Source organism: Clostridium saccharobutylicum DSM 13864 (assembly GCF_000473995.1).
GTDB classification, from domain to species: Bacteria; Bacillota; Clostridia; order Clostridiales; family Clostridiaceae; genus Clostridium; species Clostridium saccharobutylicum.
Genome location: NC_022571.1, coordinates 32,197 through 50,220 on the forward strand (window position 1 = coordinate 32,197; position 18,024 = coordinate 50,220).

At 28.1% G+C, this 18,024-nt stretch carries 13 protein-coding genes and 1 tRNA gene; 9 read left to right on the forward strand and 5 right to left on the reverse strand.

What is annotated here, in order from left to right; all coding sequences use genetic code 11:
- Positions 1-376: 376 nt before the first annotated feature.
- Positions 377-451: transfer RNA gene (locus CLSA_RS00140), tRNA-Arg, on the forward strand.
- Positions 452-602: 151 nt separating this feature from the next.
- Here the strand turns inward: CLSA_RS00140 and CLSA_RS00145 are convergent.
- The gene (locus CLSA_RS00145) at positions 603-1,352 is read right to left on the reverse strand and encodes a helix-turn-helix domain-containing protein (RefSeq protein ID WP_022743401.1); all 750 of its coding nucleotides are present in this window, start codon (positions 1,350-1,352) and stop codon (positions 603-605) included.
- A gap of 517 nt (positions 1,353-1,869) precedes the next feature.
- Here CLSA_RS00145 and CLSA_RS00150 point away from each other — a divergent pair.
- Together CLSA_RS00150 and CLSA_RS00155 are read left to right on the forward strand one after the other, a co-directional pair.
- The gene (locus tag CLSA_RS00150; RefSeq protein WP_022743402.1) at positions 1,870-3,636 is read left to right on the forward strand and encodes an N-acetylmuramoyl-L-alanine amidase family protein; all 1,767 of its coding nucleotides are present in this window, start codon (positions 1,870-1,872) and stop codon (positions 3,634-3,636) included.
- A gap of 383 nt (positions 3,637-4,019) precedes the next feature.
- Complete coding sequence (locus CLSA_RS00155; RefSeq protein ID WP_022743403.1) at positions 4,020-5,156, forward strand: Card1-like endonuclease domain-containing protein; 1,137 nt, start codon at positions 4,020-4,022, stop codon at positions 5,154-5,156.
- A 142-nt stretch (positions 5,157-5,298) separates the two neighbouring features.
- On the opposite strand, the gene CLSA_RS00160 is transcribed toward CLSA_RS00155, so the two are convergent.
- Entirely contained in the window at positions 5,299-6,189 is an 891-nt protein-coding gene (locus tag CLSA_RS00160; protein ID WP_041716416.1) for a phosphatidylserine decarboxylase, read from the reverse strand.
- Positions 6,190-6,550: 361 nt separating this feature from the next.
- Between CLSA_RS00160 and CLSA_RS00165 the strand changes: the two genes are divergently transcribed.
- On the forward strand, positions 6,551-7,123 hold the full coding sequence (locus CLSA_RS00165; protein ID WP_022743405.1) for a TetR/AcrR family transcriptional regulator: 573 nt from the start codon (positions 6,551-6,553) through the stop codon (positions 7,121-7,123).
- 145 nt (positions 7,124-7,268) lie between these two features.
- Positions 7,269-8,993: a ferredoxin hydrogenase gene (locus tag CLSA_RS00170; protein WP_022743406.1), complete on the forward strand. Its 1,725-nt coding sequence runs from the start codon at positions 7,269-7,271 to the stop codon at positions 8,991-8,993.
- A gap of 218 nt (positions 8,994-9,211) precedes the next feature.
- On the opposite strand, the gene CLSA_RS00175 is transcribed toward CLSA_RS00170, so the two are convergent.
- The 3 genes from CLSA_RS00175 to CLSA_RS00185 form a co-directional block, all read right to left on the reverse strand.
- Positions 9,212-10,801: an ABC-F family ATP-binding cassette domain-containing protein gene (locus CLSA_RS00175; RefSeq protein ID WP_022743407.1), complete on the reverse strand. Its 1,590-nt coding sequence runs from the start codon at positions 10,799-10,801 to the stop codon at positions 9,212-9,214.
- Positions 10,802-11,597: 796 nt separating this feature from the next.
- Entirely contained in the window at positions 11,598-13,298 is a 1,701-nt protein-coding gene (locus CLSA_RS00180) for an ABC-ATPase domain-containing protein (protein ID WP_022743408.1), read from the reverse strand.
- Positions 13,299-13,892 carry a DUF1836 domain-containing protein gene (locus CLSA_RS00185; RefSeq protein WP_022743409.1) on the reverse strand — a complete coding sequence of 198 codons (594 nt, stop codon included), beginning with the start codon at positions 13,890-13,892 and terminating at the stop codon, positions 13,299-13,301.
- Between the two features lie 225 nt (positions 13,893-14,117).
- Between CLSA_RS00185 and trhA the strand changes: the two genes are divergently transcribed.
- From trhA to mgsA, 4 genes are all read left to right on the forward strand, one after another.
- Complete coding sequence (trhA, locus tag CLSA_RS00190; RefSeq protein WP_022743410.1) at positions 14,118-14,765, forward strand: PAQR family membrane homeostasis protein TrhA; 648 nt, start codon at positions 14,118-14,120, stop codon at positions 14,763-14,765.
- A 396-nt stretch (positions 14,766-15,161) separates the two neighbouring features.
- Entirely contained in the window at positions 15,162-15,977 is an 816-nt protein-coding gene (gene proB / locus CLSA_RS00195) for a glutamate 5-kinase (RefSeq protein ID WP_022743411.1), read from the forward strand.
- Between the two features lie 16 nt (positions 15,978-15,993).
- The gene (locus tag CLSA_RS00200; RefSeq protein WP_022743412.1) at positions 15,994-17,238 is read left to right on the forward strand and encodes a glutamate-5-semialdehyde dehydrogenase; all 1,245 of its coding nucleotides are present in this window, start codon (positions 15,994-15,996) and stop codon (positions 17,236-17,238) included.
- A 216-nt stretch (positions 17,239-17,454) separates the two neighbouring features.
- Positions 17,455-17,817 (forward strand): methylglyoxal synthase, encoded by a 363-nt coding sequence (gene mgsA / locus CLSA_RS00205; protein ID WP_022743413.1) that lies wholly within the window; start codon positions 17,455-17,457, stop codon positions 17,815-17,817.
- Positions 17,818-18,024: the final 207 nt, after the last annotated feature.

Sequence of the window (18,024 nt, forward strand, 5' to 3'; positions counted from 1 at the left end):
ATAAATTTTTTATTGTTTAATGGTTAGTTTAAATTAAGCAACTTTCAATATGAATGTATTAATAATTATAGGATTATATAACGGCAATAAATATTATACAAATTAAATTGGCTTTTATATTGATTGCTATTAACAACGGATATGATTAATTTTCAATATGGAACCATATTTTTTTAGATATTCGTAAAGTTATTTTTAGTCACCAGATTACAAAGTTATGCTTATTATATAGAAAAACGTAATAATAATGATGTATTAATTATAAGATGTTAAAATATGGGCAATCTTAAAGTGAAAAATTAATATTACAAATAATTATAAACTTGATTATTATATTAGCTTGTGATAATATATTTATGTTGTAAAAAATGAATATGGAGTGTTAGTTAAACGGATATAACTTACCGCTACGGACGGTACATTGAGGGTTCGATTCCTTCACGCTCTGCCAATTTAATAAAGAGAAAGGCTTAATCTATAGGGATTAAGCCTTTTTTATGTTTAAGATAGTTAACATTTATGGAAAGTTATTGTTTGTGAATTAATTTATTAAAAGTTGTGTACAGCTTGCTTCTATAATTTTTTGTTATAGAATAATTCAATTAAAGTAATTCTATCCAAACTTCATAGTAATCATATCTTTTATCCTCACAAGCAGTAATTAGATACCTTCCCATGATAAGGCCTGTCTTATATCCTAATGAATTTGCATTAGATATTAATTCATTATGATTATTGTTGATCATATTATCATATTCAACTTTTAATAATCCTTTTAAATATGTTTTTTCACATCTATCTTTTTGTCTAAAAACACCTTTATCAGTTTCAGAAGTAAAATAACCATAATGAGTAGCTGATGTTTTGGAATCAATAACTATTGCAAATTCATTGGGATTGGAAAGATATAGTTGTATTAATTCTTTATTTTCATGGCTCATAGAATCATCGAAAAGTTTAATAGGGGAGAGAATTTGTTTTTCTATATAAGAAGGATTAGATTCTAAATATTTAACTTTTTCGATAATTATTTCTTTAGACTCAATTTTTTCAATAGTTTTTTTTATTTTGTGGAATTCTTTAGTAAGCCTTTCTTTATTTTTATTTAGAGTAGAATCTAATTCATCAATATCCATGCATGGGATTAATTTAATTTCTTTTAGTGGAATAGAAAGATCACGATAAAATATAATATCACAAATATCAATCATAGTTTGAAAAGAGAGAAATCGGTAATTATTTTTTGAATTTCTTGGAAACTTAATGAGAGATTCATTTTCCCAATAACGTAATGAAGAAGGTGGAATTTGAAAAACATCTGAAATTTCTTTTATATAATTTTTTCTTTTCATAAAAAATCACTCCCAATATGTATAAAATATTAATCAATATAAATTGACCTTAAAGTTACTTTAAGGTTTATACTGTTATTATAGCACAAATTGGTATTAGAAAATTAAAATTAACATTTAAGAATTATACTTCTAGAATATTAATTTTAAAACATATAATTCCGCAGTGGATTTTAAAATTATAAATTAAGTAATATAAATCATAGGTTATTAATAAATTTATATGGATTGCATATTTAGATGAAAAATTAAAATCTTATAAAGTTATAACCTTAAAAATGAATTTATATAATAATGTGTATGTTATGTAATTTAGTTGAATAATATCAAATTATTTAAAAAAGTACCGAAATAATACAAGTTGTTTGTATTATATAGCGAAAACATAAATGCAATAAGTTGATTAATAGTATTGCATAAGTACATAATAACTTATTTAAAAAGAAATCAAGTGGTTTTATATGCAAATGCAATGCTAATTAATGATAGATTAGAAAAATTGGAGGAAAGAAATATTATGTTTAAAAGATCAACAAAAATAACAAGTTTATTAGTGGTTGCGGCTTCTGTTGCTTCAATGGTTCCAGCTTATGCTGCTGATTATAAGAGAATAGAATCTCAAGATGGTAAGGTATATAATGCACAAGCTTACAAGGATGGAATTGCAGTTATTGATGGAGACGTTAAAAATAATGATGAAGAAGAAATATATTATTTAAAAGATGGTAAATATAATAAATTATCAGATCTTAATTCAGGTGATGATTTTGATGGAATTCATAATGGAAAATATCTTGATATTTCAGGCGAAGATAACTTTGTAGATTTATCAACTGGAAAAGTTACAGATGATAATATGGTAGAAAATGATGCGGATGATGCTGCAGCAAATCTTAAGAAGAGAATAAAAGCTGATAATGATGGAAGATATTCAAAGGCTTCTGCAGAAAAAACTAAAAGTGATTCTGATATGCAAGTAATACCAGGACAAAAGTATGGTGAAACTTGGTATCAAGTTCAATATACTCCAAAGTCAACTACAGATGCAGGAGTAGATGCATATAATGTATATACTGATGCAAATGGAAAATATATTGATGCAGATTACAATATAGGAAAAGTTAAAGTTGAAGCAGGTGGCAAATCAGTTACTTTAAAGAACACAGATACAGATGATTTAATCAATGATGATGATACAAAAGCAACAGTTAAGTCTCCAGTTGTAATTGGACAAGATAAGGATTATATATACAGAACAGCAACTATAGAAATTACTAACAAGACTACTAAAATAGAGAAGGTAAATGGTGTTAAAGTTACTACTGGTTCTGCAGTTGAAGCAGCTGGTGATGATAAAACAGTAGCCTTAAATGTAATTCAAAAGATTTCAAAAGCTCAAGCTTCTGATGAAGCAGATGGAGCGAAATATGCTAAAAATGTAACAACTTATATAATTTCAAATGAAGATGCTAAGAAATATGATGGAGATAAAGCTAAATTAGTTGATCCTAACAGCGGTACTAAATATACTGTAGCTAACGGAAAGATAATTGCATATAGCGAAAATTTAGCTGCAACTATAGAATTAAAGACTAAGAGTTCATACTATTATACTGATGTAAACAGTGTTTGTGACGATGATACAAAATACTTTGATACAGATGTTGATGGAAACCTATGGATGCTAAATAATGGATTCGTTTATGAATGGGACAACGATGAAGACTGGAACAAAGTTTACAAAGTTGATGGATCTATGATTAAATTATCAGTTTATGACAAAAACAACATGGTTGTTTGGAGTGACGATGATGATGAAGTTTATTCAGTAATTGGTTCAAAGAACAAAGCAGATGATACTAAAACTGATACAAATACAGATACTAAAAAAGTAGGCTGGGTTCAAAATACTACTGATGGATCATGGTCTTACTATACACAAGATGGAACTCAAGTAAAGAATAATTGGATACAAAGTCCTACTAGTGGTCTTTGGTACTTCATGAATGAAAATGGTGCTATGATGGCAAACGGTTGGTTACTAAATGGTGGTAATTGGTATTACTTATCAGAAACTGGTGCAATCAAGACTGGTTGGATTCAATTAAGTGGAACATGGTATTATTTAGATCCAGTTTCAGGTGGCCCATTAGGTTCAATGAAGACAGGCTGGTTCCAAGATACAGCAGGAAATTGGTACTATGCTAATGGATCAGGTGCTATGTTACATGATACAACTGTTGGTGGATATACTTTAGGTTCTAATGGAGCTTGGATTAGATAATTCAAACAGTTGATAATGATATAATATTCAATTCAAAAATGTGATTAAATATTAATGAATTGTATTTAAATAAATTAAAAATGCTTTCCCAAATTTTAAAAATTCAGTATAGGGGCTACAGAGTAACTAAGAATTAGTTGTTCTGTAGCCCTAATTTATATTAAGGAGAAATACAATACAGATTTTTTTACCAATGATTGCGTTATGGTTATGTATATAATCAAAAAACAATAAAAATAATAATTTAGATAAATTATTATGAATATAAAAAAAGTAGTACGCAAAGACGATGAATATAAAATTACTTATAGGTTAAATTAATAATAGTATGAACAAATTAAAATATAAATTACTATATTTAATTAATGGGAATGGTGCTAATTATGAAAACGGAGACCCTTGTTAATTTTTTTGATACGCATAATGAAGGTAGTTTGTTAGCGATAGATAAATTAAGACCTAATAGAGTTATTTATATAAGAAACAGTGAAACAGAAAGTATATATAAAGAAATCGAGAGATATGAAAAATATAAGTTTTCTGATATAGAATTTAAAGATTATTTGGTAGATGAGGGGGATATTGAAAGAATAGATTTTATATTAAGTAATTTATCTAAAGATAATACAATAATCAATGTTACTGGTGGAAAAAGAATTAATGCATTAATTTTATTAAATCAAGCAGTATTACAAGGTTTTAATATCATATACGTAGATGTTTTAAATAAACAATGGTATAGTTTTGGCCAACATATAAATAAAGATAAAAATGAATTTTATGATATTCATTTAGAAGACATGTTAAAGTTGACAGGAACAAATTTACTAGTTGATTCTACATCATTAAGTGAGAAAAAAGATATAATAAGTTTGACTAAACAGATTTATAATAATTTAGATTTATGGCATAAATATAAACAAAAATTATATGATAATAAAGTTTTTTTACACGATTATTCAAATCCCAGAAAGATTAATATTAATCTAAAAGACTTAACAAATGAAGAAATTAATATTCTGCATGCCTCATTAAAGTATTTAGAGAAATTAAAAGATATTAATTACAAAAATAAAGATAGAGAAATAGAGGTTAATTTTTTAAATGATTATTTAAAAGGATTTATTTTTAAGAGTGGAACTTGGTTAGAAGTGTTAACTAATATGGTTGTTAGAGAAATTACAGAGATTGATGAAGTGAAAAGTGGTGTAGTATTCTTATGGAAGGAATGTGAACAAAGGGTTAAAAATGAGCTAGATGTTTTAGCAGTTAAAGATTCAGTTCTTATTTGTATATCATGTAAGGATAGTGAAAAATATGATGAAAATGCATTAAATGAATTAGAGGTATATAGTAAAAGACTTGGGGGGAATGTTGCTAGAAAAATATTGGTTGCAACAAAATTACCAAGCAAAGAATGTATAAATGATAGAGCTAAAGCAATGGGTATTAATTTAGTAATACTAGATAGAGATATAAATAAATTTAAAAACATTTTAAGAAGAATAATAAATATTTGAGAAAATTTCATAATCCACTCACATATTAATCTATTTTAATGTACAGTATAATTTTAATTATTGTAAATATTATATAGTATATTTAAATAAAAGGTAAACCATACTAAAAAGTAATTTTAGCATGGTTTATTAATTTTATGGGTTATAAGAATTTAACACCAATGCTTTCTCCGAATTGGACTTTGCATTCAAAACCAGAATTAGATTGTTCTAATATATCCTTATCTATTTTCACACGATTCTTTTCAAAAAATAATATCGTAGTTGATCCACCGAACTTAAAATATCCCTTTTCATCACCTTTATTTACTCTTGTATTAGGTGAGTAAGTTTGAATTATTGAACCAACACAGGTAGCACCAACCTCTATATTTAATACATCTCCAAAGTTATCAGATTTAAGTAGCGACCATTCTCTTTTATTTTCACAAAAAAGTTTCGGAATGCTATTTAAAGCTATTGGATTAACTGAGTAATAATGTCCTTTAATTGCATGATTTTCACATGGAATTCCTGAATCAATAAAGTGAAATCTGTGATAATCAGTTGGACATAATCTCAAAATAAGACATACACCATTCTTATATTTATTAGCAATATTTTCGTTATTAATTAATTCTTTTAAGCTATACGTTAAACCTTTAATTTGCACTATATTATTAAGGTCAATATTTTCATATGCAGTAAGTCGTCCATCTCCAGGTGAAATTAATATATTTTCATCTTTTTTTATAGGTCTAGCTTCAGGAATTAATTTTCTAATAAAAAAATCATTAAATGAAGTGAATTCATCCATTTTCTTTTCTGTCATGGTCATATCAATATTAAATTCTTCTACGAAATCAGGAATTTTATTAGTACTTAATTTTGTATCACAATACATTCCATATATTTTAGAAAAGAATTTTCTTTTAGCAATAAGCTCAGTTACATTCTTACCAAGTGGTGATTCGTAAGTCCACTTTATATATTTTTTTCCTGCAATAAGTTCTTCTTCATAAGATTTTGTAGTTCTATTATATACTTGAATCATAAATACAATTGCCAAAACTTTATAAAATAATGTAGATAAACTAATCATAAGTTTTATAATGTTACAGTTACGGCAAATATCCTCCATTTCTTATTTTAATGCATATATATATTCTAAATTATATTGAACAAAGGAGCTTATCAACTATAATTTGAAAAAATATATGTTAATGATTAGTGTTGTAACCTACACTAATATTATTTCTATATAGCCTAATTTTATCACATATATCATAAAATTCAAAAAATAAGATTTATTAAGTGGAATGGAGCAATTATTATATCTATATAAGTATAGATTCATAACAACCTAAATGATATAATATTACAGGAAACTATGAGAACAAGATGGGGCGAAGAATGTGAATAAAACAAAAAGTTTAATATTTAAATCAGCTATAAAAGTATTTTCTGAATGTGGATATAGGGGTGCCACTATGGATGATATAGCTTCAAATGCAAAACTTGCAAAAGGAACATTGTATTATCATTTTACAAGTAAAGAGGAGATATTTAATTTTATAGTAGAAGAAGGACTTCAAATACTTCAAAATGAAGTTGGTGAGGTTCAAAAAATGAATATAGGACCAATTGAAAAGTTAATTAAAATATGTAAACTACAATTAAGCTTTCTTTATGGATATAATGATTTTTTCAAAGTTGTAATGAGTCAATTATGGGGAAATGAGCAAAGACAAGAGTATTTACGTTTAAAACTAAGAAAGTATATTAACGAGATTCAAACTAATATACAAGTTGCAATGGATGAAGGTAAGATAGAATCGAGTAATTCTGAACTTATGGCATATGAATTTTTTGGTGCATTATGTTCAGCGGCCATATATAAATCAATCCATACTGAAAAAATAAATTTAGATGACATAATTAATAATACAGTGCAGTTCACTTTAAAAGGATTTGGGATACAAATTTAGCAATAAGTCGATTTTTATTAACTAAATTAATTATTTTATTAATTTATACATTAATGTTATTAATATATACTTATTTTGTTATAAAAAGTATGTTAAAATATTAACGTATTAAAAAATAATTGTATGTGAAGGAGCATTTTATTTAATGATAAACATAGTAATTGATGAAAAAACTATTCAAGTACAGGAAAATACTACAGTTATACAAGCTGCCCTAGCAAATGGGATAGATATACCAAGTTTATGCTATCTTAATGAGTGTGGTAATGTTGGAAAGTGTGGAGTGTGTGCAGTAGAAATAGAAGGAAAAAATAACTTAGCACTTGCATGTATAACAAAAGTTGAAGAAGGTATGGTAGTAAAAACAAACTCAGAAAAAGTACAAGAAAGAGTTAAAATGAGAGTTGCTACTTTGCTTGATAAGCATGAATTTAAATGTGGACCTTGTCCAAGAAGAGAAAATTGCGAATTTTTAAAGTTAGTTATAAAAACAAAAGCTAAGGCTAACAAGCCTTTTGTGGTTGAAGACAAATCACAATACATAGATATTAGAAGTAAATCAATTGTAATAGACAGAACTAAGTGTGTGCTATGCGGAAGATGTGAAGCAGCATGTAAAACAAAGACAGGTACAGGAGCTATTTCAATTTGTAAGAGTGAATCAGGAAGAATAGTGCAAGCAACAGGCGGAAAGTGCTTTGATGATACAAATTGTTTATTATGTGGACAATGCGTTGCAGCATGTCCAGTAGGAGCTTTAACTGAAAAAACACACGTTGATAGAGTTAAAGAAGCATTAGAAGATCCTAATAAGCATGTAATAGTTGCTATGGCACCATCAATCAGAACTTCTATGGGAGAGTTATTTAAATTAGGCTATGGGGTTGATGTAACTGGAAAATTATATGCTTCAATGAGAGCATTAGGATTTGATAAGGTATTTGATATTAACTTTGGGGCTGATATGACAATAATGGAAGAAGCAACAGAGTTTATTGAAAGAGTTAAAAATAATGGACCATTCCCAATGTTTACTTCATGTTGTCCGGCATGGGTTAGACAAGTGGAAAATTATTACCCAGAATTTTTAGAAAACTTATCATCAGCTAAATCACCACAACAAATATTTGGTGCAGCAAGCAAAACATACTATCCTCAAATATCAGGTATAAGTGCTAAAGATGTATTTACTGTTACAATAATGCCTTGTACAGCAAAGAAATTTGAGGCTGATAGAGAAGAAATGTATAATGAGGGAATTAAAAATATAGATGCAGTACTTACTACAAGAGAATTAGCAAAAATGATTAAAGATGCAAAGATTAATTTTGCTAATTTAGAAGACGAACAAGCTGATCCAGCAATGGGAGAATACACTGGGGCTGGAGTTATATTCGGAGCTACAGGTGGAGTTATGGAAGCAGCACTTAGAACTGCTAAGGATTTCGTTGAAGATAAAGATTTAACTGATATAGAATATACACAAATAAGAGGATTACAAGGAATAAAAGAGGCTACAGTAGAAATTGGTGGAGAAAATTATAACGTAGCTGTAATTAATGGTGCAGCAAACTTAGCTGAATTCATGAATAGCGGTAAAATCCTTGAAAAGAACTATCATTTTATTGAAGTAATGGCTTGCCCAGGCGGATGTGTAAATGGTGGAGGACAACCACACGTAAGTGCAAAGGAAAGAGAAAAAGTAGATGTTAGAACTGTAAGAGCATCTGTTTTATATAACCAAGATAAAAATTTAGAGAAGAGAAAATCACATAAAAATACAGCATTATTAAATATGTACTATGATTATATGGGAGCTCCAGGACAAGGAAAAGCTCATGAATTATTACACTTAAAATACAATAAATAAAGTTATAAAGAATTTTTTATTCTATAAATAAAGGGATATATCATTTTAAAGATATATCCCTTTATTAATTATATTAACAAGAAGATCTAATTTGCAGATTGTATCGCTTTGCTTTATCTAAGGGTTACTAGATTTAGCTTAACTATAATTTTGTAAAGAATAAAGAAATGCTCTTTTAAATGATTATAATAATCTTTTAAAAGAGCATTAAAAATTAATTATTTACCTGAAAATTCTAAGTATTCATCGAAAGTCATAGCTCTATCAACTATAGAACCATCATCTTTGATGTCTATAATTCTATTTGCTATAGTTTGAACAAATTGATGGTCATGAGAAGCAAATAGTATGTTACTGTTGTAATCTCTTAAGCCATTATTTACAGCTGTGATTGATTCAAGGTCAAGGTGATTTGTAGGTTGATCTAACATCAATACATTTGCATTAGAAAGCATCATCTTAGATAACATACATCTAACCTTTTCTCCTCCTGATAGAACATTAGCTTCTTTTAAAGCTTCTTCTCCTGAGAATAACATTCTACCTAAGAAACCTCTAATATAGCTTTCAGATTTTTCTTCAGAGTATTGTCTAAGCCAATCTACTAAAGAAAGATTACATCCATCAAAGTATTTTGAATTATCAGCAGGGAAGTAAGAATTAGTTATAGTTATTCCCCATTTAAATTCACCGCTGTCTGGTTCCATTTCACCTGCTAGGATTTTGAATAATGTAGTTACAGCTATTTCATTACCAATAAGAGCAATCTTATCACCTTTATTAGCCATGAAACTTACATTATCTAAAACTTTAACACCATCGACAGTCTTAGATAAATCTTTAACTGTTAAGATATCATTACCAACTTCTCTTTCAGGCTTAAATCCTACGAAAGGATATTTTCTGCTTGAAGGTTGAATGTCATCTAAAGTAATTTTATCTAATAACTTCTTTCTTGAAGTTGCTTGTTTAGATTTAGAAGCATTAGCACTAAATCTTGCAATAAAGTCTTGTAATTCCTTAATCTTTTCTTCTTTTTTCTTATTTTGATCTTTAGACATTTGAAGAGCTAATTGGCTTGATTCATACCAGAAATCATAGTTACCAACATAAATCTTAATTTTACCAAAATCAACATCTGCCATTTGAGTACATACTGAGTTTAAGAAATGTCTGTCATGGGATACAACTATAACAGTACCATCAAAGTTACCTAAAAAGTCTTCTAACCAGTTTACAGCTTTTAGATCTAAGCCGTTAGTAGGTTCGTCTAGAATTAGTATTCCAGGATTACCAAATAAGGCTTGAGCTAAAAGAACTTTAACTTTTTCTCCACCAGTTAATTCTGATACATTTTTGAAATGCAATTCAGTTCCAATTCCTAGTCCTTGTAAAAGTGAAGAAGCTTCGGATTCTGCTTCCCAACCGTTAAGTTCAGCAAATTCTCCTTCTAGTTCAGATGCTTTAATTCCATCTTCATCAGAGAAATCAGGCTTTGCATAGATTTCATCTTTTTCTTTCATTATTTGATATAAGCGTTCATTACCCATTATCACAGTTTCTAAAACTTGAAAATCATCATATTTATAATGTTCTTGTTTTAAAACTGACATTCTTGTATTAGGCGCTATTGTAACTTCTCCAGTATTAGGTTCTACTTCACCTGATAATATTTTAAGAAATGTACTCTTTCCAGCACCATTAGCACCGATAACTCCATAACAGTTTCCAGCAGTAAATTTTAAGTTAACATCTTCAAAAAGCTTACGTCCACCGAATCTTAGACTAACATTAGATACGTTTATCAATCTATTTCTACCTCATTTCATAGTATTATAATATTTTATGTACACTTACAATGATTTAGGCACGTGAAAATAAATAACCAGTCCAATTTGTCATGAATATTTTTCATTAGGCAATGAGGTGAATTGCTCTCATTGCGGACCTATTAGGTCAACTTACTTACGCAGCATAATGAGAAATAGACTGGCAAATGGAATTGTTAGTTATTTAAATGTGCCTTAAGTATATAAAAAATAGCAAATTAAAATATGTTATGCATATTTTGTGTCAGATAAGTAAGTGAATTTTGTTAATGGCATTAAACTATTAGCGAAATTTATCTATACAGTATGACGCAAGATAGATTAGCATACTGACTTGCTATTTTTTATAATATGATTTAATCATTAAATAAGTAAGTTTCGTTTCATGTTGCTTATTATATCATATAATTGTAGTTAAGGCACATTCCAAAAAATAACAGGTGAATTTGTCAGCCTATTTTCTATCAGAGGAAATTTTACTCACATATGTTTGCTGAGTAAATGAATTACACGAAATCATTTTTTAATTTTTTATATGAGGTTAACTCATAGATGAGTTAACTAAGTTCAAGAAACCAAATCATAGATTTAGTCTTTCACTTATCTGCTCATCTGAAAATACTATAATAGGCCTATTATAGTATTTTGTCCCCTTGACTCATAAAAAATATTCATTAATATCTTTTGACTTATTATTTTCTTATATGCCGAAAAAAGTGTTTGTGTGTAAAAGTTAAATGTTTTAAATTGGGAAAGTGATATTTAATTAACAAAGTTAAATCTTTAAGTTTCTATATCTATTAAAACAAGCTATGATTTCTTGTTCCCTTGGCATTGCAAGGCATCCAATTCCATAACTTACATTACTAAGAGAAATAAGACCATTTTTAGATATATGGTAAAGAACTTCAGAAACAACTTGTTGCAATGTTTTAGAATTATTAATAATATTATCTTCAGCGTATTTCATTATATATCCTAAAGTGGTTATTTGCTCAGAATCAACGATTTGTTCAAGTCCCCTTAATTCAATTGTATCTTTATTTATAGATAATCCATCTTTACCAAGAGTCTTAATCTTAACACCTTTATGACTTTGCTCTATGGAACCTTTTTTGATTTTTCTATTGAAATTTATTGATAAATTTAAGTTAGCATTATCTATTCTTTCTAAAATAGATCCTTTACTTAACGCTTTAGCTTCAAGAGTCACATCTTTTGGTTCATAGGAATCCATTTGAATAACTCTATCTGCTATATCAAAATAATCACCAGAACTTCCTACAACAAGTATGGTAGAAATGCCAAGGTCGCTATAAAGTTTTTTCACTATTTCGATAAAAGGGGTAATTGGCTCCTTTTCTTTACTTACTAACTTTTGCATTATATCATCCCTAATCATAAAGTTAGTCGCAGAGGTATCTTCATCAATAAGGAAAAGAGTAGTATTGGCTTCGATTCCTTCAATTATATTGGCAGCTTGTGAAGTGCTGCCACTGGCGTTATCAGTGCTAAAATTCCTAGTATCTTTTCCATTAGGTAGGTTATTAATAAAAAGTGATATATCAGTATTTTTTATGCATCGTCCATCTTCAGCTCTAACTTTTAGGGCTGAAGCATCAGTTATTACATATTCACGTCCATCACCTTGAATATGATTATATACACCGAGTTCAAGAGCTTTTAAAACGGTAGACTTTCCATGATATCCACCACCAACTATCAATGTTATTCCTTTTTCAATTCCCATTCCGACTAATTTACCTTTATTAGGAAGCGTAAGTTCTACTTCTAAAGATTTAGGGGATTTGAATTTAATGCCATTTTTTAATGGTCTGTTTGAAACACCACTTTCTCTAGGTAGAATTGAATCATTTGCAATAAAAGCAATCAGATTACGATTTTTTAATTCACATCTTATATAATTTTGATCCTCAAATAATTTAATTCTTTTTTCAATTTCAGATTTATTTAAATTTTCATATTTTAATGTATTATCAATTATTTTAGGTAAATAATCATAAAATATTTTTTCAAGTTCATTGGATAAAACAGTTCTTCCTCTAGCAGGAAATCCAACTTCAAATCTAACTTCTATTTTTTCCGAATTTATTAATGTAGAAGTTCTTTCAATAATTTCTTGGTTACATCTGCTTATAGAAATAAGACCACTTTTACCAGAACCAAAAACTCTTGAACTAAATTTATTTATATTATTATAGAATAATCTTGTTAAATAATCTTCTAAGGCGATTTTTTTATAGGATGTGTCAAATAAATTTAAAGGAAATTTAGCTATGCTTTGATTAATTATAATTCTAATTTTTGAAGGGGAAGCAAAAGGATCACCTTGGACATGATCTATGCTCAAGGTGTAATCTCTAAAATCATATTGATTAGCTAAAGCTTTATAAGCGTTATAGCTTCTGCCATTAATAGAAGTTAATTCTTTTTTTAAATCAAGTGAATTCTTCATTTATTTATCCTCCTTAAGAGAACTGAAACATTCATCAATTATTCTCTCACTCATGCGTCTATAAAGATTGCTCATACTAACGTAAGCACAAATAAGTAAAAACTTTTCTTCATAATCTCCAAGTTTATCACTTTTATTTTTTATTAATTGAGTTATAGTTTCATAAATTTTATTAGATGAAACCTTTAGATCGTCTAAGTTTTCATCATATATATCAAGAAATGATTGATATACATCATATAATGGATAGTCTTCTTCTTTTTCAAAAGAATTAACTATAGGACTTAATATAGTTTTTATATCTGTTAAAGATAGAGATCCCTTTAAGTTATAAATTAATCCCATTAAGATTAGGTGATCTTTAGTATATTTTTTATTTTTTATTTTCATTAAAAGATTACCTTTAGCATAATTATTTATCATAGTTTTAGTAAGAACTTTATCGTCCTCGTTTCTTTTCGTATAGCTTAACTTACTTTCAAATAATTGCATTACTTGATCCATATATAGATCAATTTCAGGAAAATCATCTAAATTAATATTGTTAGAAGATTTTTGTGAATTTATATAATTATCAATGTCAAAATCCTTCATAAAGTATTCACTCCTTACATAGTAATCAAAACTACGTCTTGTAATATAGTACATTTTTAATATTAATAGAAAAGAGGAGATAATTCAAGCATTTATGGGAAAAATACTTATAGATAATAAAAATAAAGGTAAATAACTATTGCAGTATTAGTAGATATGTGAAATAATTTCAATATAGTGATACGTAGTTATTAAAACTACCTGGGAAAAATAGGAGGTAAGAGAATGGAGAAATATTTAAGAGAACCTGTAAATGGATTAACTCATTTGGTTGGAGCTGTACTATCGTTGTTTGCTTTAGTTGCTATGATATTTAAGGCCTATGAAAGAGGAAGTTCTACAACTACTTTTTTATCAGTAATATTTTTTGGAGTAAGCATGATTTTATTATATAGTGCGTCTGCAACATATCATTCAGTAATAGCAAATGATAAGGTAATAAAAGCATTAAAGAGAGTAGATCATTCAATGATATTTATATTAATTGCAGGATCATATGCTCCGTTTTGCTTAGTTGCATTAGATGGAAAGATAGGAATGAATTTATTTCTAGCAGTAACAATATGTGCTGTGATAGGAATAACGTTTAAGATATGTTGGATAACATGTCCAAGATGGGTAAGCAGTGTAATGTATATAGGAATAGGATGGTTTGCAATATTTGCAATATATCCAATGTCACAAGTACTATCAATAGCTGGTTTAATGTGGCTTATACTAGGTGGATTAATGTATACTATAGGTGGCGTAATTTATGCATTAAAATCAGAGAAAATACGAATAGGTATATTTGGAAGACATGAAATATTTCATGTATTTATAATGGTAGGAACTCTTTGTCACTTTATTAGTGTGTTCGTATATATAATTTAAAATATACAAAATTTAAATAAATTATTTTTATTAAGATTTAAATATAAATTGTAAATTTAAGCTAAATAAGTTAGTAGAGAAGAGGCTGTGTTAATAAAATTTATCACAGCCTCCTTCTTTTTTAGTGACTTATTAAAAATAAAGTTTACATGTTTTATTAATTTCATAAAATATATAAAGAATAAATTTGACTAAATATTGCTGATAGCATGATTATAAATCTGTATGGAGTTAGAAGTTCATGTTATGTTATATATTACAATATAGATAAAGCTACTTCCTAATGTTAATCGTATAAGTGTAATATTTAGAAATAACTTTATTATCTTGATAAGACAAATTAGGTATAGTAATATAAATGATATAAATAATTATAACTTTTAAGGGGATGTAAAAATGGGCTTTCGTCAAAATTTAAAAGATGCAAATAGAATAGTTGTAAAGGTAGGAACATCAACATTAACTTATGAAAATGGAAATATTAATTTGAATAGAATTGAAAAGTTAACAAGAGTTCTATCAGATATAGTTAATAGTGGTAAGGAAGTTGCGCTTGTAACATCAGGTGCAGTTGCTGTTGGTGTAAATAAGTTAAAGTTAAATGAAAAGCCCGAAAGTATAAGAGAAAAACAAGCAGTAGCATCAATCGGACAGTGTGAATTAATGCATATATATAGTAAATTTTTTGGTGAGTATAGTCATATAGTAGGTCAAGTTTTACTTACAAGAGATGTAGTAGAAGATGATCATATTAGAGAAAATGTATGTAACACGTTTGAAACTTTGCTTGAAAAGAAGATAATCCCAATAGTTAATGAAAATGATACGGTGGCTATAGATGAAATAGAGAACATAGTTAGATTTGGAGATAATGATAATTTATCTGCTATAGTAGCAACTTTAGTTAATGCAGATTTATTAATAATATTATCTGATATAGATGGCTTTTATGATTCAGATCCAAGGAGTCATGAGGATGCAAAACTATTAAGTGAAATTGAAAAAATAACACCAGAATTAGAAGAATGTGCAGGAGGTGCTGGTTCTAATTTGGGAACTGGTGGAATGATTACAAAGTTATCAGCAGCAAAGACTGCTATAAAGGCTGGAGTGAATATGGTTCTTGCTAATGGAAGTGAACCAAGCATATTATTAGATATTTTAGATGGTAAAGAAGTAGGAACGTTATTTATATCATCATTTGAAAAATAGAAGAGGGGGCAAAAAAATGAGTAAATTATTAGTCATGGGGCAAAAGGCAAAAGAATCTTCTTATGAATTAGGTGTTGCATCAACTAAGGAGAAAAATGATGCATTATTATTTATGGCAGAGGAATTGCTTAGTGCAAAGGATGAAATTATAAAAGCTAACAATATAGATTTAGAAAATGCAAAAGCAAAAGGGACATCAGAAACAATGCTGGATAGATTAGCATTAAGTGTGTCAAGAATTGAAGCAATGGCAGAAGGATTAAAAGATGTAGTTAAGCTTCAAGATCCAATAGGAGAAGTAATTTCAATGTGGCAAAGACCAAATGGTTTGCAAATAGGACAAAAGAGAGTACCAATGGGTGTTATAGGGATAATTTATGAAGCTAGACCTAATGTAACATGTGATGCAGCTGGACTTTGTATAAAGACAGGAAATGCAGTTATATTAAGAGGCGGTAGTGAAGCTATTAATTCTAACAAGGCTATTGTTAAAGCATTAACTGTTGGATTAGAGAAAGCAGGATTGCCTAAAGAATCGGTTCAGCTTATTGAAGATACAAGTAGAGAAGTTGCAACTGAAATGATGAGATTAAATGAATTTATTGATGTACTTATACCAAGAGGTGGAGCTGGTTTAATTCAAGCTGTTGTTAAAAATGCAACAGTTCCAGTTATAGAAACAGGAACTGGAAATTGCCATATATATGTAGATGAAAATTGTGATTTTGAAATGGCAGAAAATATTGCTGTTAATGCAAAAGCATCAAGGCCATCTGTTTGTAATTCAGCTGAAAAGTTATTAGTAAACGAAAAGATAGCTAAAGATTTTTTACCAATAGTAGTTAAGGCTTTAAGAGAAAATGGAGTTGTGCTTAGAGGTGATGAATTATCTCAAGCTATAATTAACGATATAGAAAAGGCTAATGAAGAAGATTGGAGTAAGGAATACTTAGATTATGTTATGGCTGTAAAAATAGTTAAAGATGTTGATGAAGCTATTAATCATATAAATAAATATGGAACTGGGCATTCAGAAGCTATAGTTACAGAAAGTTATAAAAACTCTCAGAAGTTTTTACAAAGGGTAGATGCAGCGGCAGTTTATGTAAATGCATCGACAAGATTTACAGATGGAGCTGAATTTGGATTTGGAGCTGAAATAGGAATAAGCACACAAAAGTTGCATGCTAGAGGACCAATGGGACTTAAAGAATTAACAACTATAAAATATATTATTTATGGAAACGGACAAATAAGATAAAGAATTAAATATAAAGAATAATTTAATATGTTTATGTAGTTGACTGCCTTAAATTTTAGGGCAGTCTTTTTAGATGTTGATTGTTATATAAATTGGAATTGCGATATATATTAAAATCACAAAATATATAGTTAGACTATCTTTTGAAATTAATAGAATTGTAGTATAATTTTACTATGAAAACGTATTTATAATTATTTAAAGGGGATGAAGGTTATGAAAATTGCATTAATAGCACATGATAAGAAAAAGAAGGATATGATAGAATTTTCAAAAAAGCATAAGGATATATTATCTAAGTATGAATTAATTGCGACAGGAGAAACGGGGAGATTAGTTTCAGAAGCCACTGGACTTGATGTTAAACAATATTTAGGTGGACCTTATGGAGGCGATCAACAAATAGGAAGTCGTATTGCCGAGGGAAAGGTAAATTTAGTAATATTCTTTAGAGATCCTCTTACAGCTCAACCACATGAACCTGATGTATCAGCATTACTTAGAGTATGTGATGTACATAGTGTACCAGTGGTAACAAATGTTTCAAGTGCAGAATTAATAATTAGAGAATTTCAATAATTGTTAATCTATTTAAAAAAGTTAGTTAAATAAAATAATTTAAAGTGATGAAAAATAACTTTAAATTACTTCTTCTAGGTATACTAAAATAAGTTGTTTGAATTTAGAAATATATTTTCTAAATTTAAGCAGCTTATTTTTTAGGTGGAAGTTTTTGACGTGTCATTTATTTCATGTAACTTATTGAATATATACTAGTAAAGATAT

Excerpts from the sequence above, each read along its gene's own strand:
- CLSA_RS00185 (WP_022743409.1), bottom strand. The coding sequence starts at position 13,892 with ATGAAGGATTTTGACATTGATAATTATATAAATTCACAAAAATCTTCT.
- trhA (WP_022743410.1), top strand. The coding sequence starts at position 14,118 with ATGGAGAAATATTTAAGAGAACCTGTAAATGGATTAACTCATTTGGTT.
- CLSA_RS00145 (WP_022743401.1), bottom strand. The coding sequence starts at position 1,352 with ATGAAAAGAAAAAATTATATAAAAGAAATTTCAGATGTTTTTCAAATT.
- CLSA_RS00200 (WP_022743412.1), top strand. The coding sequence starts at position 15,994 with ATGAGTAAATTATTAGTCATGGGGCAAAAGGCAAAAGAATCTTCTTAT.
- CLSA_RS00180 (WP_022743408.1), bottom strand. The coding sequence starts at position 13,298 with ATGAAGAATTCACTTGATTTAAAAAAAGAATTAACTTCTATTAATGGC.
- mgsA (WP_022743413.1), top strand. The coding sequence starts at position 17,455 with ATGAAAATTGCATTAATAGCACATGATAAGAAAAAGAAGGATATGATA.
- CLSA_RS00155 (WP_022743403.1), top strand. The coding sequence starts at position 4,020 with ATGAAAACGGAGACCCTTGTTAATTTTTTTGATACGCATAATGAAGGT.
- proB (WP_022743411.1), top strand. The coding sequence starts at position 15,162 with ATGGGCTTTCGTCAAAATTTAAAAGATGCAAATAGAATAGTTGTAAAG.
- CLSA_RS00160 (WP_041716416.1), bottom strand. The coding sequence starts at position 6,189 with ATGATTCAAGTATATAATAGAACTACAAAATCTTATGAAGAAGAACTT.
- CLSA_RS00170 (WP_022743406.1), top strand. The coding sequence starts at position 7,269 with ATGATAAACATAGTAATTGATGAAAAAACTATTCAAGTACAGGAAAAT.
- CLSA_RS00150 (WP_022743402.1), top strand. The coding sequence starts at position 1,870 with ATGTTTAAAAGATCAACAAAAATAACAAGTTTATTAGTGGTTGCGGCT.